Source organism: Mycolicibacterium diernhoferi (assembly GCF_019456655.1).
In the GTDB taxonomy this organism is placed as follows: domain Bacteria; phylum Actinomycetota; class Actinomycetes; order Mycobacteriales; family Mycobacteriaceae; genus Mycobacterium; species Mycobacterium diernhoferi.
Window position 1 is genome coordinate 140,396 of sequence record NZ_CP080332.1, and the last position, 25,738, is coordinate 166,133.

23 protein-coding genes are annotated in these 25,738 nt (G+C 67.8%); 10 read left to right on the forward strand and 13 right to left on the reverse strand.

Translation table 11 applies throughout. The features are described from left to right. Positions 1-69 precede the first annotated feature (69 nt). The 6 genes from K0O62_RS00645 to K0O62_RS00670 all read right to left on the reverse strand — a co-directional run bounded on the left by K0O62_RS00645 (position 70) and on the right by K0O62_RS00670 (position 7,378). A complete protein-coding gene (locus K0O62_RS00645) occupies positions 70-1,557 on the reverse strand; it encodes a serine hydrolase domain-containing protein (RefSeq protein WP_073859078.1) in 1,488 nt (495 codons plus the stop codon). A gap of 61 nt (positions 1,558-1,618) precedes the next feature. Continuing rightward, positions 1,619-3,313 carry a tetratricopeptide repeat protein gene (locus K0O62_RS00650; RefSeq protein ID WP_073859143.1) on the reverse strand — a complete coding sequence of 565 codons (1,695 nt, stop codon included), beginning with the start codon at positions 3,311-3,313 and terminating at the stop codon, positions 1,619-1,621. Positions 3,314-3,361: 48 nt separating this feature from the next. Beyond that, on the reverse strand, positions 3,362-4,411 hold the full coding sequence (locus K0O62_RS00655) for a hypothetical protein (RefSeq protein WP_073859079.1): 1,050 nt from the start codon (positions 4,409-4,411) through the stop codon (positions 3,362-3,364). Between the two features lie 65 nt (positions 4,412-4,476). After that, on the reverse strand, positions 4,477-5,430 hold the full coding sequence (locus tag K0O62_RS00660; protein WP_073859080.1) for a LysR family transcriptional regulator: 954 nt from the start codon (positions 5,428-5,430) through the stop codon (positions 4,477-4,479). 80 nt (positions 5,431-5,510) lie between these two features. After that, positions 5,511-6,500 carry an isopenicillin N synthase family dioxygenase gene (locus tag K0O62_RS00665; protein ID WP_073859144.1) on the reverse strand — a complete coding sequence of 330 codons (990 nt, stop codon included), beginning with the start codon at positions 6,498-6,500 and terminating at the stop codon, positions 5,511-5,513. 131 nt (positions 6,501-6,631) lie between these two features. Continuing rightward, positions 6,632-7,378, reverse strand: coding sequence for a 3-oxoacyl-ACP reductase family protein (locus K0O62_RS00670; RefSeq protein ID WP_073859081.1), 747 nt, complete (start codon positions 7,376-7,378; stop codon positions 6,632-6,634). Between the two features lie 113 nt (positions 7,379-7,491). Between K0O62_RS00670 and K0O62_RS00675 the strand changes: the two genes are divergently transcribed. From K0O62_RS00675 to K0O62_RS00685, 3 genes are all read left to right on the forward strand, one after another. Continuing rightward, positions 7,492-8,088: a TetR/AcrR family transcriptional regulator gene (locus K0O62_RS00675; protein WP_073859145.1), complete on the forward strand. Its 597-nt coding sequence runs from the start codon at positions 7,492-7,494 to the stop codon at positions 8,086-8,088. A gap of 51 nt (positions 8,089-8,139) precedes the next feature. After that, positions 8,140-9,576, forward strand: a complete 1,437-nt coding sequence (locus K0O62_RS00680) for a short-chain fatty acid transporter (protein WP_073859082.1) — start codon at positions 8,140-8,142, stop codon at positions 9,574-9,576. A gap of 84 nt (positions 9,577-9,660) precedes the next feature. Further along, a complete protein-coding gene (locus K0O62_RS00685) occupies positions 9,661-11,055 on the forward strand; it encodes an HNH endonuclease signature motif containing protein (protein ID WP_073859083.1) in 1,395 nt (464 codons plus the stop codon). On the opposite strand, the gene K0O62_RS00690 is transcribed toward K0O62_RS00685, so the two are convergent. Together K0O62_RS00690 and K0O62_RS00695 are read right to left on the reverse strand one after the other, a co-directional pair. Further along, positions 11,056-11,748 carry a DNA alkylation repair protein gene (locus tag K0O62_RS00690; RefSeq protein ID WP_234800279.1) on the reverse strand — a complete coding sequence of 231 codons (693 nt, stop codon included), beginning with the start codon at positions 11,746-11,748 and terminating at the stop codon, positions 11,056-11,058. A gap of 17 nt (positions 11,749-11,765) precedes the next feature. Then, positions 11,766-13,778 (reverse strand): fatty acid desaturase, encoded by a 2,013-nt coding sequence (locus K0O62_RS00695; protein ID WP_073859084.1) that lies wholly within the window; start codon positions 13,776-13,778, stop codon positions 11,766-11,768. Positions 13,779-13,898: 120 nt separating this feature from the next. On the opposite strand from K0O62_RS00695, the gene K0O62_RS00700 reads away from it, so the two are divergent. Further along, positions 13,899-15,128 (forward strand): PucR family transcriptional regulator, encoded by a 1,230-nt coding sequence (locus K0O62_RS00700; RefSeq protein ID WP_073859085.1) that lies wholly within the window; start codon positions 13,899-13,901, stop codon positions 15,126-15,128. A 2-nt stretch (positions 15,129-15,130) separates the two neighbouring features. Here the strand turns inward: K0O62_RS00700 and K0O62_RS00705 are convergent, their stop codons facing one another. Then, entirely contained in the window at positions 15,131-15,754 is a 624-nt protein-coding gene (locus K0O62_RS00705) for an IMPACT family protein (protein WP_073859086.1), read from the reverse strand. 68 nt (positions 15,755-15,822) lie between these two features. Between K0O62_RS00705 and K0O62_RS00710 the strand changes: the two genes are divergently transcribed. Then, a complete protein-coding gene (locus tag K0O62_RS00710) occupies positions 15,823-16,407 on the forward strand; it encodes a TetR/AcrR family transcriptional regulator (protein ID WP_073859087.1) in 585 nt (194 codons plus the stop codon). A gap of 106 nt (positions 16,408-16,513) precedes the next feature. After that, positions 16,514-17,368 (forward strand): oxidoreductase, encoded by an 855-nt coding sequence (locus K0O62_RS00715; protein WP_073859088.1) that lies wholly within the window; start codon positions 16,514-16,516, stop codon positions 17,366-17,368. Positions 17,369-17,406: 38 nt separating this feature from the next. On the opposite strand, the gene K0O62_RS00725 is transcribed toward K0O62_RS00715, so the two are convergent. Beyond that, positions 17,407-18,582, reverse strand: coding sequence for an ATP-grasp fold amidoligase family protein (locus K0O62_RS00725; protein WP_079244880.1), 1,176 nt, complete (start codon positions 18,580-18,582; stop codon positions 17,407-17,409). A 100-nt stretch (positions 18,583-18,682) separates the two neighbouring features. Between K0O62_RS00725 and K0O62_RS00730 the strand changes: the two genes are divergently transcribed. The 3 genes from K0O62_RS00730 to K0O62_RS00740 all read left to right on the forward strand — a co-directional run bounded on the left by K0O62_RS00730 (position 18,683) and on the right by K0O62_RS00740 (position 20,537). After that, positions 18,683-19,804 (forward strand): glutamate--cysteine ligase, encoded by a 1,122-nt coding sequence (locus K0O62_RS00730; RefSeq protein ID WP_073859089.1) that lies wholly within the window; start codon positions 18,683-18,685, stop codon positions 19,802-19,804. A gap of 14 nt (positions 19,805-19,818) precedes the next feature. Further along, entirely contained in the window at positions 19,819-20,253 is a 435-nt protein-coding gene (locus K0O62_RS00735) for a thiol-disulfide oxidoreductase DCC family protein (RefSeq protein WP_073859090.1), read from the forward strand. Positions 20,254-20,321: 68 nt separating this feature from the next. Beyond that, positions 20,322-20,537, forward strand: coding sequence for a hypothetical protein (locus K0O62_RS00740; RefSeq protein WP_073859091.1), 216 nt, complete (start codon positions 20,322-20,324; stop codon positions 20,535-20,537). A gap of 83 nt (positions 20,538-20,620) precedes the next feature. Here K0O62_RS00740 and K0O62_RS00745 read toward each other — a convergent pair whose 3' ends face one another. Both K0O62_RS00745 and K0O62_RS00750 read right to left on the reverse strand, forming a co-directional pair. Further along, positions 20,621-20,881 carry a hypothetical protein gene (locus K0O62_RS00745; RefSeq protein ID WP_079244860.1) on the reverse strand — a complete coding sequence of 87 codons (261 nt, stop codon included), beginning with the start codon at positions 20,879-20,881 and terminating at the stop codon, positions 20,621-20,623. Between the two features lie 52 nt (positions 20,882-20,933). Continuing rightward, the gene (locus tag K0O62_RS00750) at positions 20,934-21,317 is read right to left on the reverse strand and encodes a heme-binding protein (protein WP_073859092.1); all 384 of its coding nucleotides are present in this window, start codon (positions 21,315-21,317) and stop codon (positions 20,934-20,936) included. A 484-nt stretch (positions 21,318-21,801) separates the two neighbouring features. Here K0O62_RS00750 and K0O62_RS00755 point away from each other — a divergent pair, with 484 nt between their 5' ends. Further along, complete coding sequence (locus K0O62_RS00755) at positions 21,802-24,627, forward strand: hypothetical protein (RefSeq protein WP_073859093.1); 2,826 nt, start codon at positions 21,802-21,804, stop codon at positions 24,625-24,627. Positions 24,628-24,636: 9 nt separating this feature from the next. Here K0O62_RS00755 and K0O62_RS00760 read toward each other — a convergent pair whose 3' ends face one another. Then, a complete protein-coding gene (locus K0O62_RS00760; protein ID WP_073859094.1) occupies positions 24,637-25,665 on the reverse strand; it encodes a fused (3R)-hydroxyacyl-ACP dehydratase subunits HadA/HadB in 1,029 nt (342 codons plus the stop codon). Positions 25,666-25,738: the final 73 nt, after the last annotated feature.

The following is a 25,738-nucleotide window of genomic DNA, read 5'->3' on the forward strand; positions in this document are numbered from 1 at the left end:
AGTGCTTCGTGATCGACCATACCCAAGAAAAAATAAAAAGCCAGTCTGTCCAAATCGGGTGGGTGACGGCTAGTTTCGGTAGAGCCTCAGGGCCCGGGCCGCTTCCGTCGCCACCGCGCCGCTCAGTCCGGTGATCGGTGGTCCACCGCGTTGGTGGATCACGTTCGCCAGCACCACCACATAGGTGTCGGAGCCGGGATCGATCCACAGCGTCACCCCGGTGAAGCCGGTGTGCCCGAAACTGCCCACCGGGAACAGGATTCCGCGGGGCCGGGAATGCGGTGTGTCGATATCCCAGCCGAAGCCACGCAGATCCTGCCCGGCGATCGCTGGATGGTTCGGCTCAGACCCGGTCCGCAGGGCCTGGCGGGCGGCGGCATTCGCCGCGACCAGTTGTTCGGGGGTGTGCCCGGGCTGCTGTGGAGTGGTCATCAGTGCCAGGGTGGATTGCTTCAGTGGAAACGTGCTCGGCCGCCCGGCCAGCCCGTCGAGCAGCGCCTGAGCGAACCGGCCGAGATCATCGACCGTGGAGAACACCCCGGCGCTGCCGCTCACTCCGCCCATCCGGCGCGCAGTGGGATCGTGCACGGTGCCCCGCAACGGAAATCCGTAGTCGGGGTTGAGGCCCGGGGTGTCTTCGTCGAGCGCCGTCGGCGCGATCCGCGCCAACAGCTTCGTGCTCCAGGTACCCGCCGGGCACTGCCCCACCCAGGGCGGGTAGCCGTCGAGAGCGACGGCGGTGCCCCGAACACGGTGTGGGCCACAGACTTTGTCCACGGGCAGGTAATGTGTGTCCGCCATACCGAGCGGCGCGAACACGTGCTCCTCGATGTAGCTGTCCAGCGGGGCACCGGTGATGTTCTCGACGATTGCGCCGACCAGGATGAAGTTGATGTCGGAGTAGTGGAAAACCGTCCCCGGCTCGAACACCACCCACGCCGCGAGGGCGCGGCGGACACCTTCATCCTTGGCGGGCCGGTCCAGCCCCCAGGGCCCGTCCAGACTGAGATCGCCTGCGATGCCGGAGAAGTGGGTGAGCAGCATGCGCAGCGTCACTTGTGCGCGTCGTGGGTCGTGCGCGGGGTTGAACTCGGGCAGGTAGCTCTGCACCGGTTCGTCGATCCGGACCAGGCCCTGTTCGTACAACTGGAACAGGGCGGTCGAGGTCGCGACGCTCTTGGTCAACGATGCCAGGTCGAAGAGGGTGTCCTCGGTCATGGGTTCCGCGGGGGCGGGGGACCCGTTCAGCCCGGGCTCACCGTCGAGCTTGCGTGATCCGAAAGCGTGGCGGTACACGATGTTGCCGGCATGGCCGATCTGGACCACGGCGCCGGGCAGCCGGTGCGCCGCGACCGCGTCCTGCATCAACCGGGATACGGCCGTGAAGTCCGTGCCCGGCGTGACGGCCGCGGTGGACGTGCCCGGCGTGACGGCCGCGGACGGGGCGGGCGGCACGGCGCGCGGCGGTGCGTCGGGGACCGGGTGTCCGCAGGACGAGAGCACCCCGAGCGTGAGCAGCCCCACGGCACAGACCCGGGCGATGCGCCACCTCGACATCTGCTCGACGGTAGTTCGGCCTCGACGCGGCGTCACCCGATCCGGGGGATCGCCCAGACCGTCAGCCGGAACAGCAGGAGGGTGCCGGCGCGGCGGCGTCCAGGGGTCGGCTGCAGAAGCACGAGGACCGCACCTGCGGGTCGGCACGGGACAGTGCCACGTCCAGCGCAGGCTTGATCATCCGCGCCCGAGCCGTGTCACCGAGCAGCTCGTAGCAGCGGTGCAGCCCCACCAGCGCCCAGACGTTGTTGGGATGCCGATTGGACCGGATCACCTCATCGGTGAGTCCCAGGTCGGCCTCGTAGGCGCGGGCGGCCTCGGCGATATGACCCTGCTCCAGCAGCAGCGCGCCGAGCGCATGACGCGAGGGCATCATCCAACCCCACGGTTCGTCGTAGGGCAGTTCGTCCTCGTTGGTCACCGCCTGTCGCAGCCTGGCGAACGCCTCGTCGTAATCGCCACGGTGATAGGCGATTTCGCCGGCCAACATCTCCCGGGCCACCCCGAGGATCTGCTGGCAGGTCACGGTGTGCAGGCGCCGGGTGTCCGGTACGGTCGCCGCGACCCGCTCGAACGCGCGTTGCGCCTCGGCAGCGAGATCGTGTTGCTTGAGTGCGGCGTGCGCAATGCCCTTGCCGTAGTAGTTCATCGCGGCCGTCATGCAGAACAACTCCGGATCCGCGGGCAACGGATCGTCGATCAGGTCCTGCCACCGGCCGAACCGGACCAGGGCGTGGGTGCCGATCGACTTGTAGCCCTCCAGGAAGTCGGCCATCGGGGGGCTGTCGATGTAGACCAGTTCGTCGGGGATGGTGGCGTGCATGGTCCGCACCGCCTCCATCGCCGGCGCGAACTGGCCCAGCAGCATCGCCCCGTACAGCTTGAAGTGGTAGTTGTGCACCCGGTAGTTGGAGTAGAAGTTGTGCGCGCCCGCGTACTCCCAGTACTTGACGTCCTTCTCGATGCCGATGTGATTCCAGTCCACGACGTCCTGATAGTGGCCGCACAGCACGTCGATGTGGGTGGGCATATGGGCGAGGTGACCCGAGTCGGGCACCAGCCGTCGCAGTTCGTCACCGACGCGCAGCGCCGCCTCCGGCTGACCCGACATCTCCATCAGGTGGATGTAGAGATGCCACAGCCCAGGGTGCGGCGGCCGGGCGGCATCCCGGTTGCGTCCGATGGCGTTCTCCAGAACCGCTTGACACTCAGCAGTTTTCGCATCGGCCGTGGGTTCACCGGTGCGCGGGTCCCACATGGTCCAGGGGGTCAGGTTCATCAGGGACTCGGCGAACAGTGCCGCGACGTCGGGGTCCTCGCCGAAGGAGCGGTGGACGCCGCGCATGGCGTCGGCGTACTCGTGGCTCCACTTGTTCAGCTCGTCGAGATCACCGTCGCAGCGGTACCGCAGCTCGAGCGCGCCGATCAGTGCCTGCTCTACCGGTGAGGCGCCGGCCATGTTCGCCCGGGCGGTCGCGCAGGCACGCTTCGACTCGGCGAGCGTCGTCTGAATTTCCTTCTCGTCGAACAATTCCCACGGCTTGTTGTAGTTCGGGCCGATGACGTACGCGACGCCCCAGTGGGCCATCGCACAGTCCGGGTCGTAGCGCAGGGCCTGTTTGAAGCAGGCGTCGGCTTCTTCGTGGTTGTACCCATAGGTCCAGTTCAGACCGCGATCGAACCAGCCCTGCGCCTCCGGGGACGAGGTCGTGATCACCCGGCAGTAGGCACCCAGGTCGAACGGGTAGTCGGTCATCTGCACTCCCTCCAGGTCGCGGCGCGACCTGACGCTACCGCCGGCGGCTCAGCCCGCGGCCAGGGCGGGTGCCGCGGCGGCGGCCAGCTCCTGCCAGGCCACCAGGACGGCCTCGAGCTGCTCGGTGGAGTGCCGTCCCAGACCGCACTCGGTGGACAACCCGAACGACGACAGGAAATCCGAGGCCAGGGCGATCCGTTCCCGGGCGCCCTCGGCCCCGTCCTCGGCGTGCACGAGCCCGAGGTAGAACTCCGTCCCGGGCTCCAACGCGAGATCGGCCAGCGGCTGCCAGTGTGCCCGTTTGGTCCAGGCCGCGACGGTGGCGGCCTGAATGGCGTTGATGGGCCGAGTGATGTGCCGGGACAACCCGTTGGCCAGCGTGACGATCGTCGAGGCGTCACGCGGAAGTACGTGCCGGCCCCCACGGGCCGCGGCCTCCTCGGTGGGCGGTTCACCCATGAACGGGGACGCCCCGAACTTCGAGTCGCCGTAGCAGAGGTGGAAGGTGAGTTCGACACCCTCGCGTACCCAGCCGGCCAGCCGCGCCGTGGCCGCCAGCACCGGCTCGGTGTCGCCGTAGGGATTGGGGAACCACCCCTCGATGGTGGCCAGTTCGGTCGGCAGATCCCACTGGATGGCGAGATCGGCGGCCGGGATGGCGTCCTGGATCGCCTCGACGCTGTGCCGCAGCGCACCCTCGTAGGCCAGCGCGACCTCCACCTGGGAGTCGAAGTGCACGAACGAATTCACCGCATTGAACGGCGTCGCGATCGACACCAGGAAGCGGGAATCGGCGGCCAGCACGCCGGCATCGCGGGCGGCCCGGAAATCGGCGTAGGAGGCGATGGCCGATGAGTGGTAGTCCACCTCCCCGAACGCCACCGGGGTGCCGGCCCGTACCCGTGCCCGACCGTCCTCGATGTCGAGGGTCGGGTTGGCCAGGAAGTGTGCCGAGTGCACCAGCACCCAGTTGGCGCGGTCGCCGGGTTCGCCGTCGGGCACCCGGGTCACGCCGGGCTGCAGGCGCCCGCCGACGAGCGTGAAGGCGTCGTCCACGGTGGGAACATTGATGCTGCCGGTGAGGTAGAAGCGGGTCATCTGGAGTCCTCGTCGTCGGGTTCGACGAGAAACCTAGGAAGCGCCGGCCATCGGGTCGAGATGGTTCAAGCGACGCTGGAGGCGTGTGCAGGGATGCTGTAGACACCGGTGCCGGCGAGTTGCGTTCCCGCCGCGGCGATCATGCCGACCACCGTGGCCAGCATGCTCTTGGGAGCGGGGGTCGATGCCGTCGCGATGGACACCCGGCGCACCGGCCGATGGCCGGCGACCCGCCGCAGGGCCACCCCGGTGCGCACGCCGGTCGCGGCCAGTGACGGCACCAGCGACACCCCCAGCCCGGCGGCGACGAGGCCCTGGACGGTGCCGTAGTCGTCGGCCCGGAACGTCACCGACGGCTCGAATCCCGCACGCCGACAGGCCGTTCGGAAGACCCGGGTGTCCGGACACACCCCGTTCTCGGAGCTGATCACCCAACTCTCCTGTGCGAGTGCGGCCAGCGGGACTTCCTTGCGTTCGGTGAGCGTGTGACCGTGCGGCAGGACCACGAAGAACTCGTCGTCGTAGACGCCGACCGTGCTGACATCGGGGAACTCGGGGCGCTCGCCGGGTACCTCTGTCACCATCGCCGCGTCAGCGTCACCGGTGCGCAGCAGCGCGACCCCGTCGGCCGGGTCGACGCCGATCAGTTCGATGTCGAGGCCGGGCAACACCGTCCGTAACCGGGCCAGAGCCGGCGGCAGGATGACGGCGGCGGCGCTGGAGAAGGAGGCGATCCGGATCTTGCCGCCCCTCGATCCGGTGAGAGCGGCCAGGTCCTTCTCGGCGGCGGCGATCGCCCCCAGGATGGCCGGGACGTGCTCGAGCAGTCTGGTCCCGGCGGTGGTGAGTTGGGCGCCCGACGGTCCGCGGACCAGTAGCCGGCATCCGAGGTCCCGCTCCAGAGCGGTGACCTGCTGGGAGACGGCCGAAGTGGTGTAGCTCAGTGCCGCGGCTGCCGCGCTCAGTGACCCTGAGCGCGCGATCTCCTGCAACACGACCAGTCGGCGCACGTCGAACACCCCGTGAACTTACGGACTGCCGTGCCGGTTGCCGAGGGTTGTAATCAGCCCGACCACAAACCAGCCTGAGTCGAACCGGACTACGTCGCGAACGCCACCTTGGGCACGATGCCGTGGTGTCGTTCGGCGACGTCGGGGTGGGCCCGGGTGCGCGACTTCCAGGCGTTCTCCCCGTAGGTGTTGTAGATCGGATTGTCCGGATCGGCTTCCACCCCGCGGGACAGTGCGGCCAGGTCGGGCGGGAGCGCGATGATCGGCACGGTCGCGTCCAGTGCGGGATTGAGGAAGTAGGGAATCGAGATGCGGTCGGTGCCGGGCCGGGGCGCGCGGACCCGGTGTTGGGTGGCGCGCAGGTAGCCGCCGGTGGCCACCTCCAGCAATTCCCCGATGTTGACGATGAACGCGCCGGGCAGCGGCGGCACGTCCACCCAGGTACCTGGGGACAACTCGACCTGCAGACCTTCGGAGTCGGGTTCGACGAGCAGCAGCGTCAGAACACCGGAGTCCTTGTGGGCGCCCACCCCCTGCGTCGTGTCGGCCGTGCCGGGATACCGCACCACCTTGATCAGGGTGGCCGGCGCGTCCTGGAACGCGGCGTCGAACAGGTCTTCGGCCGCGCCCAGGGACACCGCCCAGTGCCGCAGCAGCCGCAACCCGACCGCGGACAGCGTCCGGTCCCACTCCTCGAAGGCCGCCCGGAACGCGGCGGGCCTACTGGGCCACAGGTTCGGTCCCTGCAGCCGCCAGTACCCCTCGGCCCCAGGGATGATCGCCCGTTCGGGTCCGATGTCGATCTGCTCGCGCCAATCGACGCGGCCGTTGGTCAGTTCACCGCCGATGCGTGAATAACCGCGGAACTGCGGGCTCTTCAGCTGGCTGATCGCGTCCTTGTCCTCGGTCGGCAGGTCGAAGAACTGCCGCGCCAGCGACAGCACCTCGGTGATCTGGCCGTCGGAGACGCCGTGCCCGGTGAGGTAGAAGAATCCCGCCGTGTGCGCGGCTTCGCGCAGGGCCTGTCGGAAGGCGTCCAGATCGGTATCCAGCACGGAGAGATCGAGCACGGGCAGCATGACGTCCACTGTGCGGCCTCACCGACCTTGCTGCCAACCCGCGTCAATGGAGTCTTCACAGGGGTGAAGAAACCCGAAAAGCGGGGCCAGGATCACCGGCGGAAGCCGGCGATCCTGGCCCGCTGAGATCGTCAGACCGTGAAGCCGCCGTCGACGTTCAGGTTCGCACCCGTGATGTAGCCCGACTCGGGGCCGGCCAAGAACGCCACCAGGGAGGCGACGTCGCTGGTGTGCCCGTAGCGCCCCTGCGTGGTGACCTGCTTGAGGCTCTCCGCGAAGTCACCCTCCTTCGGGTTCGCGTCGGTGTCGATCGGGCCGGGTTGCACGTTGTTCACGGTGATGCCGCGAGTGCCGAGATCGCGGGCCAGTCCACGGGTGAAGGAGGCCGCCGCGCCCTTGGTCATGCCGTACACCGCCAGCCCGGCGCCGGGGATCCGGTCGGCATTGATGCTGCCGATGTTGATGATCCGCGCACCTTCGCCCAGGTGCTTCATCGCGGTGCGGGTCGTCCAGAACATGCCCCCGATGTTTATGGCCACCAGACGGTCGAACTCCTCGCCCGGGAAGTCGTCGATCGGTGCCATGTGCGCGACGGCGGCGTTGTTCACCACGATGTCCAAGCCGCCGAGTTCGGCGACGGCCTGCTCGACGGCTGCCACGGACTGGGCCGGGGTGGCCGAGTCGGCCTGGATGGCCACCGCGGTGGCGCCGTTGCCGGTCAGTTCGGCGACGAGCTTTTCGGCCTGGGCACCCGAGGCGGAGTAGGTGAAGGCCACCGCGGCGCCGTCGGTGGCCAGGCGACGGACGATTTCCGCGCCGATACCGCGTGAACCGCCGGTCACCAGTGCCCGCTTGCCGGTCAGGGGTGCTGTGCTCATTTTGATGGCCTCTCGTAATTACGAACCGAAGTGTTACAAAGTACACTGAGCTCAAGGCTGGTCGACGGGGGATCCATTCCCGGTGTGGCGGGCATCACAGGAAGGTGTTCACGATGACGATCGGCCGACCACGTGGGTTCGACCCCGCTCAGATCGAGGACGCGGCGATGAAGCTGTTCTGGGATCGCGGCTTCGATGCGGTGTCCATATCGGATGTGACAGCGGTGACCGGAGTGAACCGGCGCAGCGTCTACGCCGAGTTCGGATCCAAGGAGCAGTTGTTCCAGCGGGCCCTGCGGCGTTACCTCGCCGGCCCGGGTTCCTACACAGCCGAGGCCCTTACCCGACCGACAGCTCGTGAGGTTGCCGAGGCGATGGTGCACGGAGCGGCCGACACCGTCAGCGCCGACATCCACGGGTGCCTGACCGTCGGGCGGGCCCCCGGCCTTGCCGAATTCCGTGACGCGACGGTGCACCGGCTTGCCGAACGGTTCGACACCGCAGTGGCCGACGGTGAGTTGTCCGGCGTGGACACCCTGCTGCTGGCCCGCTGGATCGCCGCCGTGTGCCAGGGGATCGCGGTGCAAGCCCGCAGCGGCGCGAGCCGGACCGACCTGCATGCCGTCGCCGACCTGGCGTTGACCGGTTGGCCGGGCGCGCCATCCGACGTTCCTGCGGAGGCGCGATACAGACTTGACGGGACCGAGTAGTCCCGCGTCGGACCGGCGGCGGTCGACGGTAGCGAATCGAGGTGCAGCCGAATGACCACTGCCACCAAGGGTGCCGATTCGGAGAGGGGATTGGCCCGCGTCGCCCAGTCGCTGGCCGGGTGGACGGAGAAGTGGTTCCCGGACGCCTACGTGGTGGCGTTGGCGGGAGTCGTTCTGGTCTCGGCCGGTGCGCTGGCCAACGGATCCTCCCCGCAGACCGTCGTGGATGCCTTCGGCGGCGGCTTCTGGGATCTGACCGCGTTCACCCTGCAGATGGCCATGGTGGTGCTGACCGGGTACGTGGTGGCCACCTCCCCGCCGGTGGCCAAGCTGATCGACCGGCTCGCCACCATTCCCGGCTCGGCGCGGACCGCGGTCAGCCTGGTGGCGTTCCTGTCGATGTCGGTGTCCTTCCTGAACTGGGGGCTCAGCCTGGTCTTCAGCGGTCTGCTGGCCAGAGCGATCGCCCGTCGGACCGAGCTGCGGGTGGACTACCGGGCTCTGGGCGCCGCGGCCTTCATGGGTGTGGGTGCGGTGTGGGCACTGGGGTTGTCCTCCTCGGCCGCTCAGTTGCAGGCCACCCCCGCGTCGCTGCCGCCCGAGCTGCTGCAGATCACCGGGGTACTCGATTTCGGCACCACGATCTTCACCTGGCAGTCGCTGCTCATGTGCGCCATCCTCATCGCGCTGACCGTGGTGATCGCGCACTTCTCCGCACCGACGGGTGCGGCGATCAGGACCGCCGAGGATATGGACGTGGATCTCGACGACCGGACCGAGCCGGTGCCGCCGCGGTCGCGACCGGGGGAGTGGCTCGAATACAGCCGGGTGCTGCCGGTGCTGGCGGGTGTGATGACGTTGGGCTGGTTGATCTCCCAGCTGCTCACCAAGCCGGTCCTGACGACGGTGAGCAGCCTCAACGGTTACCTGCTGGTGTTCCTCATCCTGGGGCTGGTGCTGCACGGGACGCCCCGGCAGTTCCTGCAGGCCGTCGCCAACGCCGTCCCCGCGGTCGGGGGCATCCTGGTGCAGTTCCCGCTGTACGCCGCGATGGCCGCGATCATCACCAGAGCGGAAGGCCGAGGCGGACTGGCGGTTTCGGACCGGCTGGCCGAACTGTTCACCAATGTCGGTGCCGGATGGTTCGCGGTGGTCATCGGTCTCTATACCGTCGTGCTGGGCATCTTCATCCCGTCGGGCGGCGGGAAGTGGTTGGTGGAGGCGCCGTACGTCATGCAGTCGGCCACCGACGTGCAGATGAATCTGGGCTGGACGGTGCAGATCTACAACGTGGCCGAGGCGGTGCCCAATCTGGTCAACCCGTTCTTCATGCTGCCGCTGCTGGCGGTGCTCGGGGTGCGGGCACGCGATCTGGTCGGATTCACGTTCTTGCAGTTCATCTTCCACCTGCCGGTGGTGCTCGTGTTGGTCTGGCTGCTCGGGATGACGTTCGACTTCGTCCCGCCCGTCATCCCCGCCGGCCCGTAGGGTCGACCGGGCGAGGTTGCCGGCTGTGAATGGCGCGACCCTGACAAGAAGTTCGAGTCAGTGCAGGAGCGTATAGTCGAACACATGTTCGATAGTCGAGGTGCGCTCGCCCACCTCGACTCCGCGCGCGACGAGCTGACTGCCGAACGCAAAGCGGTGGCGCACAAATTGGTGGCCGCCGGAAAGTTCGCGCTGGCCCGGATGGCGGAGCTGGGCAACAGCCATGAGGACTGGATTGTCGACGACTGGGAGCTGGTCGCCGCCGAACTCGGCGTCGAGCTCGGGATCAGTCGCGGCCGGGCGTGCACGCAGATCACGCACGGCCGTGACCTGATCCAGCGGCTGCCCGAGTTCGCGAAGGTCTTTCTCACCGGCGCCGTGGATCTGCGGGTGTTCTTGGCGATCTTCCACCGCACCGCACTGATCACCGATCCTGACATCATGGCCGTCATCGACGCCCAGGTCGCCGCCGCGGCACCGTCATGGAACGCGCTCTCCGATGACCGGATCACCGAACTGGTGGACTGGATGATCCTCGATGTCGACCCCGACGCCGTGCGCCGCGCCCGCCAATCGCGGCGCAACCGCTACATCTCGGTCGAACCCATCGGTGACGGTATGGTCGAGATCCACGGCCGGGTCGACGCCGTCAAGGGTGCCCTTTTCGACCAGCGTCTCGACGCACTGGCCCGCACCGTGTGCCCCGATGATCCGCGCACGCTGGATGAGCGTCGCGCCGATGCCGTCGAGCCGCTGTCTCTGGGCGCCAACAGCATTGCCTGCCTGTGCGGTAAGGACACCTGTCCTGCTGCCGGCGACGACGCTGTCCGCGGGCAGATCGTCATCCACGTGCTGGCCGAACAGGGCACTGTCACCGGGGAATCCGACCGTCCGGCGCTGCTACCCGGGTATGGGGCGGTCCCCGCCGAGCAGATCCAGGAGATGGTTCCGCACGCCCATGTGCGGCCCGTCCCCGCGGCGGCCGAGCTGGACACCGAAAACGGCTACCAGCCGTCGAGGAAGCTGACCGATTTCGTGCGCTGCCGCGACCTGGCCTGCCGCTGGCCCGGCTGCCACGCACCCGTCGCGCGTTGCGACATCGACCACACCGCACCCTGGCCCTACGGGCCCACGCACCCGTCGAATACCAAGCTTTACTGCCGGATCCATCATCTGATCAAGACTTTCCACTGCGGTCCCGGCGGCTGGACCGACCGGCAGCATGCCGACGGCACCGTCACCATCACCGCCCCGAGCGGACGCACCTACACGACCGCGCCCGGCGGGAAACTGTTCTTTCCTCAGTTGGACACCCCGACCGCGACTCTGGTCCTGCCACCGGATCCGCCGCCGAGTCCGCACCGTGAACTCGCCGTCCCCAAACGAACACGCACCCGCGCCCAGAACCGTGCCTACCGAATCGCTCACGAACGCGCGCTCAACCGCGCACACTACGGGGCCGACCCGCCACCCTTCTGATCAGAGGTGTTTGCGCGCCTCGCGTTTCGACAGCCCACTCAGTCGGTCCTCGCGTTCCGCGACGAAGGCCCGTACCCACTCGGGGTCGGTTCGCGCATACTGCCGCAGCGCCCAGCCTATGGCCTTGCGGACGAAGAAATCGGCGTCCGCGGTGTTCGCGTCGATCGCCTGGGTGAGCAGGTCCAGATCGGTGCGCTGCTTGGCCGCCAGCTGGGCGATGATCGCGGTACGGCGCAGCCACAGGTTCGCGTCGGTGACCCACTCGACGATCGTCGGACGCACCTGGTCGGGATGGGACAGCAGGATCGGCCCGATCAGATTCGCGGCGATCTCGTCGACGGTGTCCCACCAGGCGCCGGTCACGATCAGCGTCCGGTACAGCGGCACCCGGACCGGGGTCTGGTACGGCCGGTAGCTCCGATGCCTGGCGAGTTGCAATGCGCCATAGAGCTCTTCGCGCCGACCGGCGGTGGTGAACAACTGCTCGACGGTGGCGTCGACGGTGCACTCCGAATCCAGCGGGCGCTCATCGAAGATGACGCGGCAGATGCCACGCACATCGGGGCGTCGGACGCCGTGAAACGGCATGTCCGACTTCATGTACCGCTGCATGCCGATGGCCCGCTCCGGGTCGCCGGCGGCCGCCAGCTCGCTACGGACCCGGGCGATCAGCTCGTTGTCGGCAGTGTGCACGGACCCACACTAGGCGTCTATGCGTCGTAGTCCACCGAAACCGCCGGGCTGGTCGGATGAGCCTGGCAGGTCAGTACATAACCGCCGGCCAGTTCGTCGGCGCCGAGTGCGAAGTTCTGCTCCATCTCCACGGTGCCACTGACCACCTTGGCCCGGCAGGTGCCGCAGGCGCCGCCCATGCAGGAGTACGGTGCATCGCCACGGACCTGCAGGGCCCCCTCCAGAATCGAGTCACCCGCGGCGAGATCGACCGTGGCGCGCTGCCCGGACAGCGTGAAAGTCACTGTCGCGGGCGCGTAGTCGGCACCGGCGACACCGTCCGACGGGTAGCCGGTGAACAGCTCCAGATGGATGCGATCCGCGTCGACGCCGTGGCCGAGCAGCGTCTCCCGTGCGGTGGAGCTCATGCCGAGCGGGCCGCAGACGAACCATTCGTCGACCGTCTCCGGGCGTAGCGTGCTACTCAGCCACCGTTGCAGTTTCCCGGTGTCGATCCGGCCGCGCAGTTCCGGGGTGTGCAGCGGGTCGCCGGACAACACGTGTGTGATCTCCAGCCGGTCCGCGTAACGCGACTCCAACCTGGCCAGGTCGTGCCGAAACATCGTGGACTCTCTGGTGCGGTTGCCGCAGATCAGGGTGAACCGGCTCTCGGTCTCGATCGCCAGCACCGTTTCCAGGATCGACAGCACCGGGGTGATCCCACTGCCGGCCACCAGCCCGACATAGTGGCGCCGAGCCAGCGGGTCCAGCGCTGTGCCGAACCGGCCGGTGGGCGTCATCAGCTCCAACACATCACCGGCCTTCAGCTCCTCGGCCACGTACGTCGAGAATGCGCCGCCCGGAATGTGTTTCACCGCAATCCGCAACTGGGCTCGAGTGGCCGGCGCGCAGATGGAGTAGCTGCGGCGAATCCCTTCGGCGCCCAGGACGGTGACATGCTGGCCGGGCTCGAACCGGAACGCATTGCGCAGTGCCATGGGGACGGCGAAGGTCACCAACGTGCTGTCGGCGGTGATCGGATCGACCGCGGCCACCGGAATCCGGTGTGCCACCGCGTGCGGCACGCTCGACCGTACCGGCATGCGCACCGGCAGCACCCGGGCGAGTCGGCCGTTGAGCCGCTTCCATTCTCGGTACTCATCCGCGTTCAGATGCTGCCCGAACACCGTGGTGATCGCGGCGTCGCGTTCCAGATACGCCTCCTCGTTGCGCTGCCATGTGTCGCGGTACCGGTAGAACGGCACTGAGGGGTGCAGGTGGTGCACCAGGTGGTAGTTCTGCGACAGCATCAGCGGGGTGTAGAGCCACTCCATGCCGACCCGGGCCCGGGTGGCGCCATACCGGTTCTGGCGCTGAGTGTCTGCCAGGCCGTGATGCGGTAGCCAGTCGAACCACCACACCAGCAGGACCAGCCCGATCCGCTGCGGGATCAGGAACACCACCGCCAGCGTCCAGAACTGCCCGGCGGCGATCGCGACGGTCAGTCCGGTCAGGCTCAGGATCAGCATGCCCACGGTCTCGGCGACCTCGGGCCTGGGGCGGCTGCGCGCAGTGCGCAGGATGAACCCGCCGTACAACAGCTCCGGGAACGGCCACCGCAACGGCATCTGCCACCACCGGGAATGCGCGGCCCAGGCGTCGGGATCGTGTTCGTCGTCATTGGCGTGCCGGTGGTGCTCGATGTGCACGAAGGCATACGTCGGGAACGAAATGACCGGTACCACCAGAGTGAAGGCCAGTCGGCCGACCAGACCGTTGACCCAGCGGGTGCTGCTCACCGCGTAGTGGATGGCGTCGTGGCTGACGGTGAACATCACGAAGGTCACCGCGGCGTTGACCGCGATGGTGGCCCAGGTCGGCCACCAGCCCTGCAGGTAGCCGGCCGTGGATGCCGCGAACGCCACCCAGCCGGCCAGGAGCAGCGCGACGGTCGGTACCGCCAGGCGCGGCACCCCGGTGCCCGGATCCGGCAGGGGGTGCCGTGGGGTTGCGGCGACACCGGTCTCGTCGAGTGCTGCGGTGATGGTCATGACGGCTCCCGGACTTTCGGTTGTTCGGCAACGTTAGGAACCGCACTGACCAAAATCGACGTGCCAGCGACATCAATTCGCGGTCATTATTTGTCTCTTGGAGACAAGTAGGGTGGCGGCATGGAGCGGATCTCGGACGGCTCGGTGGCGGATTCCGCCGCGGCCGTGGTGGCCCGGCTCACCGCTGCGCTCGACGAGGTCACCGCCCGTACCCAGCGGGTGTTGGTGGGTGAGATCGCCGACCTGCGCGGGGACACGCAGTTGGTGCAGCTGTTGCGCGACAATGTGGCCGCCAATATCGACACGGTCTTCTCCGCGATCCGGCATGGCATCCCGGTGGAGCACGTGGAGGCGCCGACGGCAGCCCTGGAGTACGCACGCCGGCTGGCGCAGCGCAATGTGCCGGCCAATGCGTTGGTGCGTGCCTACCGCCTCGGCCATCAGGAGGTGCTCAAGATCCTGCTCGAGGAGATCCGCACGGCCGAACTCGATGCGTCCCGACGGCTCGACGTGTTCGACGAGATCCTGGCGGTGACCTTCCGCTACATCGACTGGATCACCCAGCAGGTGCTCAGTACCTATCAGCAGGAGTACGACCGCTGGCAGCAGAGCCGAAACCGGCTGCAGGCGGATGAGATTCGTATCGTCCTGGCCGGTAACGACGAGGTGGATGTCGATGCGGCATCCATGGCGCTGCGGTATCCGCTGCGGCGGACGCATCTGGCGCTGGTGCTGTGGTGCGAGAACTCCGATGACGACACCCTGGCCGTCATGGAGCGGTACGTGCACGAGTACGCGGCGGCCGTCGATGCCGGGGAGCATGCCCTGTTCGTCCCGGCGGACAGGCTGACCGGGTGGGCCTGGATTCCGGTCACCGAGCAGTCCGCGCCGCTGCCGCCGCACCCGGTACTACGGGTAGCCGCGGGCCGGCCCTTGCCGGGGGTGGCCGGGTTTCGACGCTCCCATCGCCAGGCCCAGCTCACCCGGACGGTGATGCTCTCCGCGGATTCACACCTGCCGGTGAGCGCCGCCGAGTCGGGAGTACTGCTGGCGGGTCTGGCCGGCCACGACCTGGACGAGGCACGCACCTGGGTGGCCGAGGTACTGGGTCCGCTCGCTTCGAGTACCGACAGCGACGAACGGCTACGGGAAACCCTGCGAGTCTTCCTATGTGCCGGATCGAGTTTCAAGGGCGCGGCCGCACGGCTGCACCTGCACTTCAACTCGGTGAAGTACCGGGTGGGCCGCGCCGTGGAACGCCGCGGCCGGCCGATCACCGAGGACCGTCTCGACGTGGAAGTCGCTCTGCTGCTGTGTCATCGGTTCGGGGCCGCGGTGCTCGGCGACTGAGTTCAGCGTTCACGCCAGACGTGCCCCACGTGCACCAGGTCGGTAGCGCCCGAGGTGATCTCGGCGACCGCCACCTGGAGGCCGCTCGGTTCGGCGGTCGCCACGGTGATCACCGCCTGCTCGGCATAGGCGACCTCGACCACCTCGAAGCCCCGGCGGCGCAATTCGGCCTGCACCCAGCCGGCCGTGGCGTGCTCCACCGCCAGCCGGAAGAGCTGCGCCCGCACCCGGGGCCGAAGTTCGGTGGTCTCCAGGGCGGCGATGACGGTGCCCGAGTAGGCGCGGACCAGACCGCCGGCACCGAGGTTGACCCCGCCGTAGTACCGCGACACCACCGCGGCCACATTCACCAGGCCGCGCCCGTGCAACGCCGCCAGCATCGGCGCGCCGGCGGTGCCGCCCGGTTCGCCGTCGTCGGAGAACCTTTCGATCCGGGTCCCCTCGTCCTCGCCGATGACGCAGGCGTAGCAGTGGTGGCCGGCCCCGCGTTCGATCTCGCGGACGTCGGCGAGGAACGCGGTGAACGCGGCTTCGGAATCGACCCGGCGCAGGCGCGCGATGAAGCGGGACTTCTTGATGGTCTCCTCGGCGTAGGGCCGGGCGTCGGCGTCCACGGAGAAGAGCATCCGCAGAACTATAGGCCGGGCCACCCGTTCAGTAACAATCGTTACGGAAACTGATACATTTGCTCTCCATGGGACGTCCCCGCGGATTCGATATCGACGAGGTCCTCGACGCCGCCATGCGCGTGTTCTGGCGCAAGGGTTACGAGGGTGCGTCCTACGCCGACCTCACCGTGGCGGCCGGTGTGGAGCGGCCCGCGCTCTACTCGGCGTTCGGCAACAAGGAGGCGTTGTTCCGCGCCGCGCTGGACCGCTACACCGAGTACTACCAGGACTACATCCCGGAGGCGCTGGAGCTTTCCACCGCCCGCGACGTCGCCTCGCACATTCTGCGCCGCGCCGCCGACCTCAACACCCGGTATCCGGACCATCCGGGGTGTCTGAGCATCAACGGGGCGCTGGCCGCCTCCGATGATGCCGAGCCGGTGCGTCGGGCGCTCATCGACGTGCGTGCCGACGGGGAGGCCCAGCTGCGCGAGCGCTTCGAGCGGGCGAAGGCCGAGGGCGATCTGCCGGCGTCCGCCGATACCGGTGCGCTGACGGCCTTCGTGATGGCCGTGCTGCACGGCATGGCGGTACAGGCCAAGTCCGGGTTCAGCCGGGCTAGGCTGGAATCCGTTGTGGAACAAGCGCTTCTGGTGTTTCCTGCGGGCTAGACCCGGGCAACGAGCCCGGCGAAGCCATCGTCGTGACCTCCGATTCCGTCGTACGAAATCCGGGTAGATCCGAATAAAGTCCGGGCCGGTGGCGTTGGGAGACGACATGGCCACCGCATCGCTTTCCGCGACCTTTCCGATCGGCTCCCGCGCCGTGCACCGCGTCGGCTTCGGGGCCATGCAACTGCCCGGGCCCGGGGTGTGGGGCCCGCCGCGCAACCACGAGCAGGCCATCGCGGTGCTGCGGCGGGCGGTGGATCTGGGAGTCGACCACATCGACACCGCCCAGATCTACGGTCCCGGTGTCGCCAACGAACTCATCCGCGAGGCGCTGCACCCCTATCCGGAGAACCTGGCGATCGTCAGCAAGGTCGGCGGGAAGCGCGATGAGCAGGCCAACTGGCTGCCCGATCCCGAGCCCGACTCCCTGCGCCGGCAGATCGAGGAGAACCTGCAGACCCTGGGCGTGGACACCCTGGCCGCGGTGAACCTGCGGATCTTCGGTGACGGGATCGACCGCGACCTGTACGACCGCCAACTGGACGCGATGATCGCGGCCCGCGACGAGGGTCTGATCGAGGGCATCGGCCTGAGCAATATCACCCTCGGCCACCTGGAGATCGCGCTGGGGCGCACCGACATCGTGTGTGTGCAGAACCAGTTCAACCTCGCCGACCGGGCCGCGCAGCCGATCCTCGATCTGAGCACCGAACGCGGTATCGCCTTCGTCCCGTTCTTCCCGCTCGGTTCGGCGTTCTCGGCCGACAATCCGGTGCTGGGCAATCCGACCGTGCAGCGGGTGGCCGCCGAGCTGGGTCACACCCCGGCCCAGATCGCGCTGGCCTGGACCTTGAACCTGGCGCCCAACGTTCTGCTGATCCCCGGGACGTCCTCGGTGGCACATCTGGAGGAGAACCTCGCCGTCGCCGACATCGTCCTGCCGGACGGTCTGACCTTCTGAGCTCAGGTGCTCGGCCGGCGCAACTCGAAGTCGGATCCCTAGGTCTCGTCCGCGAGCTGGTGGCGGTCCTGATGCGCGCCGGGGGCGTCGGGGTCGTCGTCCTGGTGGTCCAGCTGCTGCTGCTCGCGGCGCTGCTCGTCGGTGACCTCGGTGGCGTCCTCGGGCACCGGTGATTCCCGGCGATGCTTCTCCACCACGTCCGGGGCGACCTCGCGGGTGGCCATCCCGCCGGTTCGGCCCTGGTCGGTGGGTCCGGGCGGGGGCGTCTTGTCCGTCATGAGAAGGGAATGCCCCGGCGACGGGGTTTCCAAGCGTCGTTCCCGGTATCTGCGCGGCACGGTCCAGTGACTCCCGAACTCGTGGTTGAAGTACTCGGGATCGAACGGACTGTCGCCGCCGGCCGGGAAGCTGGTCAACTCCCCGAAGACCACGCGATCGCCGACGCAGTACAGATCGACGCGGACGAAGTCGGTGTCGGCGCCCAAACGTTGCGCCACCGCGATCATCTCGGCCAGTTGCGGGGGTGGTTCGGGTCGCGGGTCCGCCCATGGCGGCCCGCCGCGCAGCGGCAGGTGTTCCCAATCGGGTCGGAAGAAGTCCTGGGTGCGCCGGCCGAACCTGCCGACATCGAGCTGTACGTAGGCGCACTTTCCATGGAAGACGAAGAATTTGTAGTCGTCGGGAATCTCACCGTCGGCGTCGGTGAGCAGTTCCTCGACCAGGACACGTCGCGGCACCTGCCCGTATACCCATTCCCGGTTGGGTCCCTGACCGTAGAGTTGCGCCACCCAGCCCTGTGCGATCCGGACGATGTCGTGGCGGCCCACATACCGGGGGCGTACGTATCGGTAGGACCAGTCACCCGGATCGTCGGGCAGCCGTGCTTCGGCGGGCGCGTGTTCGGAGACCACGATGACCGCGCCACTGCCGTGGGTCGGCTTCACCACGAACGTGTCGGGCAGGACCGCGTGGTACAGGTCCGTGGGCTCGTCCACGATCGCGTAGGCGATCGGAAGATACTGTCTCCCAACAGATGTCGCGACATAATCGCGCACCGCGGCCTTGTCGGCGAAGGTCACGACAAGGTCGCGATGGTCGCGCAACATCTTGTACCGCACCTTGTCGCGGAATGTGCGGGGATTGCGGGTGCGCCACAGGCGTACCGCACGCACCAGCCTGCTCCGTTCGCGCCAGGTGACGTGCGCGGATCCCATCTGGCCAGGCTACGGTGCGGGTGGGGCCCATGTTTCCGTACCGCGATAACCGGGCACTTGAGCTATCCGACCCGTTGAAAACGCACAGTTCGAGGAGACCATGGCCGGCCATCCGACCTTCGGGGTCGAGGAGGAGTTTCTCCTCGTCGACCCGGACTGCGGTGATCCCGTGCCGCTCAACACCCGGGTGGCAGTCCTGGCCGAGGACTCCGGTGCCGATCTGCAGCTGGAACTGACCAGTTGCCAGGTCGAGACCGCCACCGAGGTGTCCGACAGCACCGAGGATCTGCGAGCCCAGCTCACCCGCCTGCGCAGGATCACCAGCGAGGCGGCCGAGAAGGCCGGTGCCCGCCTGCTGGCCGCCGGCCTGCCACCCACCGTGCCGCACGAGTTCCCGATCACCGACTCCGATCGCTACGGCAGGATCGCGGACCGGTTCGGGATGGTCGCGCACGAGCAGGGCATCTGTGGATGTCATGTGCATGTGGCGGTTCCCAACCGGGAGGCTGCAATCCGGGTGAGTAACCGGTTACGGCCTTGGTTGCCCCTGCTGCTGGGGCTGACCGCCAACTCCGCGATCTACCGCAACGACGACAGCGGCTACGCGAGTTTCCGGCAGGTGCTGTGGTCGCGGTGGCCCAGCGCGGGCCCGCCCCCGCACTTCGACTCCGCCGACGATTACGACGGTGCGGTGAGAAGGATGCGGGACATCGGCGCGATGCTCGACGACGGCATGGTCTATTGGGATGTCCGACCGTCGGCGAACTTTCCGACGGTCGAGGTGCGGGTGGCCGATGTACCCGCCACCGTGGCGGACACGGTGCTGCACGCCACGCTGACTCGCGCCGCGGTCATGACGGCCCTCGACGAGGAGCGGTGCGACGTCCCCGTCCCGGATGTGCGAGCACACGAATTGGCAGGCGCCTACTGGAGTTCGGCCCGCTACGGCCTCGACGGCCCGGCGGTGGATCCGTTCTCCGGCGACGGCGACGGCGACGGCAAGAGCACGGCACCGGCCGTCGACCTGTTGCGTGCACTGATCGACAGGATCGCTCCGGCGCTGCGCACGGTCGGGGATTTCGAGTTCGTCGACGACGAACTGACCCGATTGCTCGAACGGGGCAACGGCGCCCGGCGTCAGCGCGCCGCCTGGCAGCGACGTGGCGAGGTGTCCGACGTCATCGACGCGGTGAACGAGGCGACGGTGGAAGGCTGTCGGTGATGAGGGGAGGGCAGATGAACGGGACTGCGCGCGCGCCGATCCTGTTGTACGACGGGGTGTGTGGGGTCTGCAACGGCGCCATCCGCGCCATTCTGCGGTTCGACCACCGGGGCACGCTGCGATTCGCCGCCCTGGACAGCGACGTCGCGCGCGACATCATCGCGCGGCATCCGCACCTGGAAGGACTGGATTCGGTTGTGTTCGTGCGCAATCCGAATCAGCCCGATGAGGCCGTCAGCACCGAAACCGCCGCACTGCTGGAGGTGGCCGACTATCTGGGCGGTTACTGGAAACTGGCCCGGGCGGCGCGGGTGGTACCCGGCTTCATCCGGGACAGGCTCTACGCCGCCTTCGCCGCGGTGCGCTACCACGTCGGAGGTAAGTACGACGCGTGCCCGATCCCCGCTCCGGAGGTGCGCAGCCGCTTCCTGGACGCCAGCTACGGCTGAGCCGGAATCAAACACATGGTCGCCTCTGTTACACCTGGCAGGACTAGGAACGGGAAGAGGCGAGATCGATGAAGAAGATCGGCTTGGTGGGCGGGATCGTCGGAGCGTTGTCGGCAGCCGTGATCGGCTTCGCGGGACAGGCACAGGCCGCGGTCGGTGTGCCCGATGTCATCGCGTTGAGCCCCGGTTCCGGTGTCTATGACAACGACAGCAACTACCCCTGGCGCGATCAGCTCTTCCCCCGGGTCAAGGTGCCCCAGGTGGACACCTCGGTACGCAACTAGCACGCGCCCAGACACACGACAGCGGTCGCAGCCGAACCACTCGGGTTCTGCTGCGACCGCTGTCGTATGAGCGGTTCTACCGGCTACAGAATGCCGATGCCGCCATAACCTCCGTAGCCCCAGGGCCACATGCCCCACTGGGTCTCCCCGAGCATGCCCGGGGAGCTGGTGATCTGGGCATTACCCGGGCTCTGGCACACGGTGCTGGTGCCGGAGACGATATTGCCGGCGTTCGTGCACTGGGTCTGGACAGGACTGGCCGAAGCCAGCGGTGCGGCGATGATCGCCCCGGCGGCACCCGCGGCGGCGAGTAGTGCGGCGGCGGTCCAACGTGACTTGATCACTGGAATCCCTTTTCTCGAATGGGTGAAGCGTTTCGGTTGGTTACCGCTGGGCTCAGAGGATGTCGACGTCGCCGTCGCTGTCGACATCGCCGCAGCGAATCCGGGAATCCTGCAACGGCTTCCGGATGTTCTTCAGCTCGGCGCCGATCTGCGGGTTGGCGGTGAAGTACTCGTCGACCTTGGCCTGGATCTCGTCGTGCGGCAGACCGTGCAGGCTGGTGAAGAAGGTGTTGACCTCGGGGTGGGTGAACAGGTAGGCCGACGTGGAGGCGGAGACACCGGAGGCCACCCCGGCCAGATCGGCGGCCGTGCAGTTCGGCGGCGGCGGCGGCACGGGCTCGGCGAACGCGGTGGGGACGGCGGCGAACAGCGTCGCGCCGGTGAATGCGCCGGCTCCCAGGATTCCGGCGACCGTGCGGCGGACATTGAGCGACATTGAGCGGCTCCTTTTGTGGTCAGTCATCGGGACGGTGCCCGACATTTTTCAGGTCACCGGGAGTGGTGGTCCTGACCTGCAGAGCTAACCAGATTCTACGTGCAGTTTCTCGGCTTGGGCACAGACTGCTGAGTACCGCGCTCAGAAACGGACGGATCCCCGCGAACCGTCGGCAGACCCGAGATGGATGTGACCCATGAGATCAGTGGGTTTTCGGTCCCCGTGGCGAACGGACAATGTTGACGCTTGTGTATATTTGCCGATGTCAAATCGAAATCCTCTTTAGGAGGGACAACGGGGTCCGGAGCGATAGCTCGCAACGTGCGTAAGCAAGTAAATGGCGAATATCGCTACGGCGGGAGCGTAATTACCTCTAGAGTCTCGGCGTGGCCGAGCAGCGGAATACCACTGTGGACGGAGGGGAGACCGTCCACGGCCGGATGAGCCAATTCGGGGGCACCGACAGATTCATGGAGTCATCACTATGTGTGCAGCCCCCGCCCGGCACCGTGCCTACGGCCCCAACGAGCAATTCTGGATGGCCAAGGAGCTCCTGACACCGGGTGAGGGCGGCGGGGTGGCGCGGCACGCTCGCGCGTCGTCCTCGGCGCTCTCACTGCACATCGGCCGGGTCGGCGCACTGGCGGTTTCGCTGGGTGTCGGCTTCGCGATCGCGGACTCCGCGCAGCCGGCCTACGCCGACACCGGGGTGGGTGCGAGCAATGAGTCGGCGTCCTCGTCGGATACGGGCTCGTCGACCACCGAGTCCCGCCCGGCGGATCGCAAGCGCGGGCCGAGGACCGCGACGAAGCCGACCGCCGCCGCCGATGACGAGTCCGACGACGAGTCCGACGACGCCACGGAACTGACCCCGCCGGATGGGCCCACGGACCCGGACGAGACCGAGCCGGACGAGACCGAGCCCGCCGAGAGCGAGCCGGTCGACACCGCCGAGCCGGACGACACCACACCGGATACCGGCGAGGCGCCGACCGAGGCTGTCATCGGAGACACCGGCGCCGTCAAGAACAGGAAAGCGCGCGCCTACGCCCACGCGGTCGAGCCGATGCAGGTGGAGAAGGCCGTCACCGCCGTCGTGCAGGCGTCCCCGGAGCCCGAAGCCGAATCGGCCCCGCAGGTGGACACCGACGGCCAGGGCGCACCCAGCACGCCGCCGGTGACCACCGAAGTGGCTCCGGCACCGGCAATTCAGGACACCCAGACGACCGTCGGCGCCGTCACGCCCAAGATGACCGCCGCGAGCTCGACGCTCGGCACCAGGACCGCGACGACCAACCCCTTGGACCTCCTGGTCAACACCATGATGGCGTGGGTCGCGCGCCAGATCAGTCACACCTTCGTCAACAGGACGCCGATCGCGGGTCCGATCGTCTACGAGCAGAATCTGCTCGGCCAGGTCTACATCGATCTGAACGCCACGGACCCCAACGGTGACGTGCTGACCTACGACATCATCCAGCCGGAACACGGTTGGGTGTACCGGGATCTGATCAGCGGCAAATTCGTCTACACGCCGTGGGCACTGGTCAGCGGCCAGCCCCTGGTGGACAGCTTCAAGATCGTCATCCGCGATGACTCCGAGCATCTGCCCGGCGTCCTCGGTCAGATCCAGGCCGTGGTGGAGAAGGTGACGCGCTTCCTCGGCATCGCCCAGGCGGACAACCTCACCGTGACCATCCCGGTCAATGTCGACCCGGTTGTGCAGATGCCGCCGCTGGTGACGCCCATCGTGGGTGGCGGCTACCAGCTCGGCAAGGATCCCGCCCCCATCGTCTCCACGGTCGACATCGTCGACGGCGACACCCTGGGACTGAAGCGGGTGGTCATCAAGATCGCCACGCTGGCCCAGGTCGGAGACGCGTTGTCCTACAACGCCCCGTCCGGCAGCCCCATCGTCGGCTCCTGGGACGCGGACACGTTGACGCTCACGTTGGCCGGCATCGGAACCCTGGCCGAATACGAACAGGCGATCAAGGCGGTGAACTTCGCGGCCACCCAGGGTGCGGGCCTGGTCCGTGGCATCACCATCTCGGCCACCGACCAGGACGATGTGGACAACATCGCGCCCGGCTTCGTCACCGTCGCGGTGTGGCCGGCCACGAAGCTGCCGCCGTTGGTCACCCCGATCGCCGGGGGTGGGTTCACCCTGGGCGGCAACCCCGCCAGGATCGTCTCGGCGATCGATATCGTCGACGCGGATTCGGGCCGGTTGTCGAAGGTGACGCTGCGCATCGAGACGCTGGCACAGTCCGGGGACACCCTGAATTACGCTGCACTGCAGGGCAATCCGATCATCGGCACGTGGGATGCGGCCACCCGCACGCTCACGCTGTCCGGGGACGCCACGCTGGCACAGTACGAAGAAGCCATCAAGGCGGTGACCTTCGCGGCCACCCAGGGCGCGGGATTGGTGCGTGGGATCGCCATCTCGGCCACCGACGAGGACGGTGTGGACAACATCGGGCCCGGGTTCGTGACCGTCGGTGTCGGGGCCGCGCCCACCTTGCCGCCGTTGGTCACCCCGGTCGCCGCGGGTGGGTTCACCCTGGGCGGTAACCCGGCCAAGATCGTGTCGGCGGTCGATATCGTCGACGCTGATTCGGGCCGGCTGTCCAAGGTGACGGTGAAGATCTCCACCCTGGCGCAGGCCGGTGATGTGCTGAATTATGTTGCACCGAACGGCAACCCGGTCGTCGGCGTGTGGGATGCGACCGAGCGGACGCTGACGCTGTCGGGTCTGGGCACGTTGGCGCAGTACGAGGAGGCCCTCAAGGCGGTGACCTTCTCGGCCACCCAGGGTGCGGCGCTGGTGCGCGGACTGTCGATCTCGGCCACCGACGAGCACGGCGTGCCGAACATCACGGCCGGGTTCGTCACCGTGGCGGTGTCCTCGCCGACGCGCTACGTGCCGCTGGTGACGCCCGTCGGCGGGCGGTCCTACACGATCGGGGAGTCACCGACGAAGCCGGTGGCCGGAGTCGACATCGTCGACGCCGATTCCAGCCATCTGCAGCGGGTCACCATGCGGGTCACGAACTTCGGCAAGGCCGGGGACACGCTGACGTTCGCCGGGCTGCCCGACAATCCGATCACGGCGACCTACGACGCCGACAGCCGGACCCTGACGCTGTCCGGGATCGCGACCAAGCAGCAGTACGAGGATGCGTTGAAGGCCGTCACCTTCACCGCCACCCAGGGCGGCTGGACCACCCGGACGATCACCATCGTCGCCACCGACACCGATGGCGTGAACAGCTCGACAGCGTCGCTGCCCCTGTTGGTGTGGTGAGCGGCGCGCTCAGCTGAACCGGACGTTCAGGGTCGCCAGACCGAAGATCTTGCGACCCCCGGACTTCGCGCCGACCAGGACGACGCCGCTGCGGCTCTCGGGATCGAGTGACTTGATCTTGCCGGTGTACTCGATCTCGGTCCCGGTGGCCGGCACGATCGCCGGCTGCGACAGCCGCACCGCGTAGCGGGTCACCGAGCCCGGGTCACCGGTCCACGAGGTGCCGTAGCTGGCGCCCAGGCCCATGGTGAGCATGCCGTGGGCGAGGACGTCCTCCTGGCCCGCGAGCTTGGCGACGTTCTCGTCCCAGTGCAGCGGGTTGGCATCGCCGGACACGCCGGCATAGTTGACCAGATCACCGCGGGACAACCGGGTGATTTGCACCGGCAGTTCATCGCCGGCCTGCACGTCATCGAAGGACGGCGTTGCCGGGGTCCGGGTGAGACCCGACTGGGCGATGCGCCGCTCGCCCTCTGGGCGCACGGCCTTCTCATAGGTGACGCCGGAGAGGTCGGTGCCGAGCATGTTGATGCCGTGCATGATCACGTTCGCCACAGCGGGCCGGATGGCGGGGTCGACCTCGTCGGAGCCGACGCCGACGACGGTGGTGTGCAGGGTGTGCACGACCTCCCCGGCGGTGTCGGTGAAGGTGTTGGTCACGGTGATCAGGTCGCGGCCGGCGATCCGGCGCACCGAGGTCAGTTCGACGTCGATGGTCAGCTCATCGCCCTCGACGATGGGGCGGTGCTGTTCGAAGACCTCTTCGGTCTGCAGGTACATGTCATAACCGACGACGACCTGCTCGAACATCTTCTGGTTGCAGGCCATGGCCGGCGCCGAGGTGAAGGTCAGCGGGGCCACCAGACCCGAGTACCCGAGCTTCTGCGCCGCGGCGACATCCCAGTGTGCGGGGTGGTAGTCCTGCACGGCGCGAGCGAATTCGCGTACCTTCTCGCGCCCGACCAGGTAGGTGTCGTCCATCTGGTAGTAGTGCCCGACGCGGTCTTCGAGTGGCGTCGTTCCTGCTGCTGCGGTCATGGCTGTGCCCAACTCTTCTGTCTGCTTGTCTCGCTGAGGCTGATACAGCAGGTTAACGCGCAGGGCTGCGCAG

What these genes read in the sequence shown, in the direction of transcription:
- K0O62_RS00675 (WP_073859145.1), top strand. Translation starts at nt 7,492, where the DNA reads ATGACGATCGGCCGACCACGTGGGTTCGACCCCGCTCAGATCGAGGAC.
- K0O62_RS00650 (WP_073859143.1), bottom strand. Translation starts at nt 3,313, where the DNA reads ATGACCGACTACCCGTTCGACCTGGGTGCCTACTGCCGGGTGATCACG.
- K0O62_RS00715 (WP_073859088.1), top strand. Translation starts at nt 16,514, where the DNA reads ATGGCCACCGCATCGCTTTCCGCGACCTTTCCGATCGGCTCCCGCGCC.
- K0O62_RS00705 (WP_073859086.1), bottom strand. Translation starts at nt 15,754, where the DNA reads ATGCTCTTCTCCGTGGACGCCGACGCCCGGCCCTACGCCGAGGAGACC.
- K0O62_RS00665 (WP_073859144.1), bottom strand. Translation starts at nt 6,500, where the DNA reads ATGCTGCCCGTGCTCGATCTCTCCGTGCTGGATACCGATCTGGACGCC.
- K0O62_RS00670 (WP_073859081.1), bottom strand. Translation starts at nt 7,378, where the DNA reads ATGAGCACAGCACCCCTGACCGGCAAGCGGGCACTGGTGACCGGCGGT.
- K0O62_RS00655 (WP_073859079.1), bottom strand. Translation starts at nt 4,411, where the DNA reads ATGACCCGCTTCTACCTCACCGGCAGCATCAATGTTCCCACCGTGGAC.
- K0O62_RS00695 (WP_073859084.1), bottom strand. Translation starts at nt 13,778, where the DNA reads ATGACCATCACCGCAGCACTCGACGAGACCGGTGTCGCCGCAACCCCA.
- K0O62_RS00750 (WP_073859092.1), bottom strand. Translation starts at nt 21,317, where the DNA reads ATGTCGCTCAATGTCCGCCGCACGGTCGCCGGAATCCTGGGAGCCGGC.
- K0O62_RS00680 (WP_073859082.1), top strand. Translation starts at nt 8,140, where the DNA reads ATGACCACTGCCACCAAGGGTGCCGATTCGGAGAGGGGATTGGCCCGC.
- K0O62_RS00725 (WP_079244880.1), bottom strand. Translation starts at nt 18,582, where the DNA reads ATGGGATCCGCGCACGTCACCTGGCGCGAACGGAGCAGGCTGGTGCGT.
- K0O62_RS00760 (WP_073859094.1), bottom strand. Translation starts at nt 25,665, where the DNA reads ATGACCGCAGCAGCAGGAACGACGCCACTCGAAGACCGCGTCGGGCAC.
- K0O62_RS00730 (WP_073859089.1), top strand. Translation starts at nt 18,683, where the DNA reads ATGGCCGGCCATCCGACCTTCGGGGTCGAGGAGGAGTTTCTCCTCGTC.
- K0O62_RS00645 (WP_073859078.1), bottom strand. Translation starts at nt 1,557, where the DNA reads ATGTCGAGGTGGCGCATCGCCCGGGTCTGTGCCGTGGGGCTGCTCACG.
- K0O62_RS00755 (WP_073859093.1), top strand. Translation starts at nt 21,802, where the DNA reads ATGTGTGCAGCCCCCGCCCGGCACCGTGCCTACGGCCCCAACGAGCAA.
- K0O62_RS00685 (WP_073859083.1), top strand. Translation starts at nt 9,661, where the DNA reads ATGTTCGATAGTCGAGGTGCGCTCGCCCACCTCGACTCCGCGCGCGAC.
- K0O62_RS00735 (WP_073859090.1), top strand. Translation starts at nt 19,819, where the DNA reads ATGAACGGGACTGCGCGCGCGCCGATCCTGTTGTACGACGGGGTGTGT.
- K0O62_RS00710 (WP_073859087.1), top strand. Translation starts at nt 15,823, where the DNA reads ATGGGACGTCCCCGCGGATTCGATATCGACGAGGTCCTCGACGCCGCC.
- K0O62_RS00700 (WP_073859085.1), top strand. Translation starts at nt 13,899, where the DNA reads ATGGAGCGGATCTCGGACGGCTCGGTGGCGGATTCCGCCGCGGCCGTG.
- K0O62_RS00740 (WP_073859091.1), top strand. Translation starts at nt 20,322, where the DNA reads ATGAAGAAGATCGGCTTGGTGGGCGGGATCGTCGGAGCGTTGTCGGCA.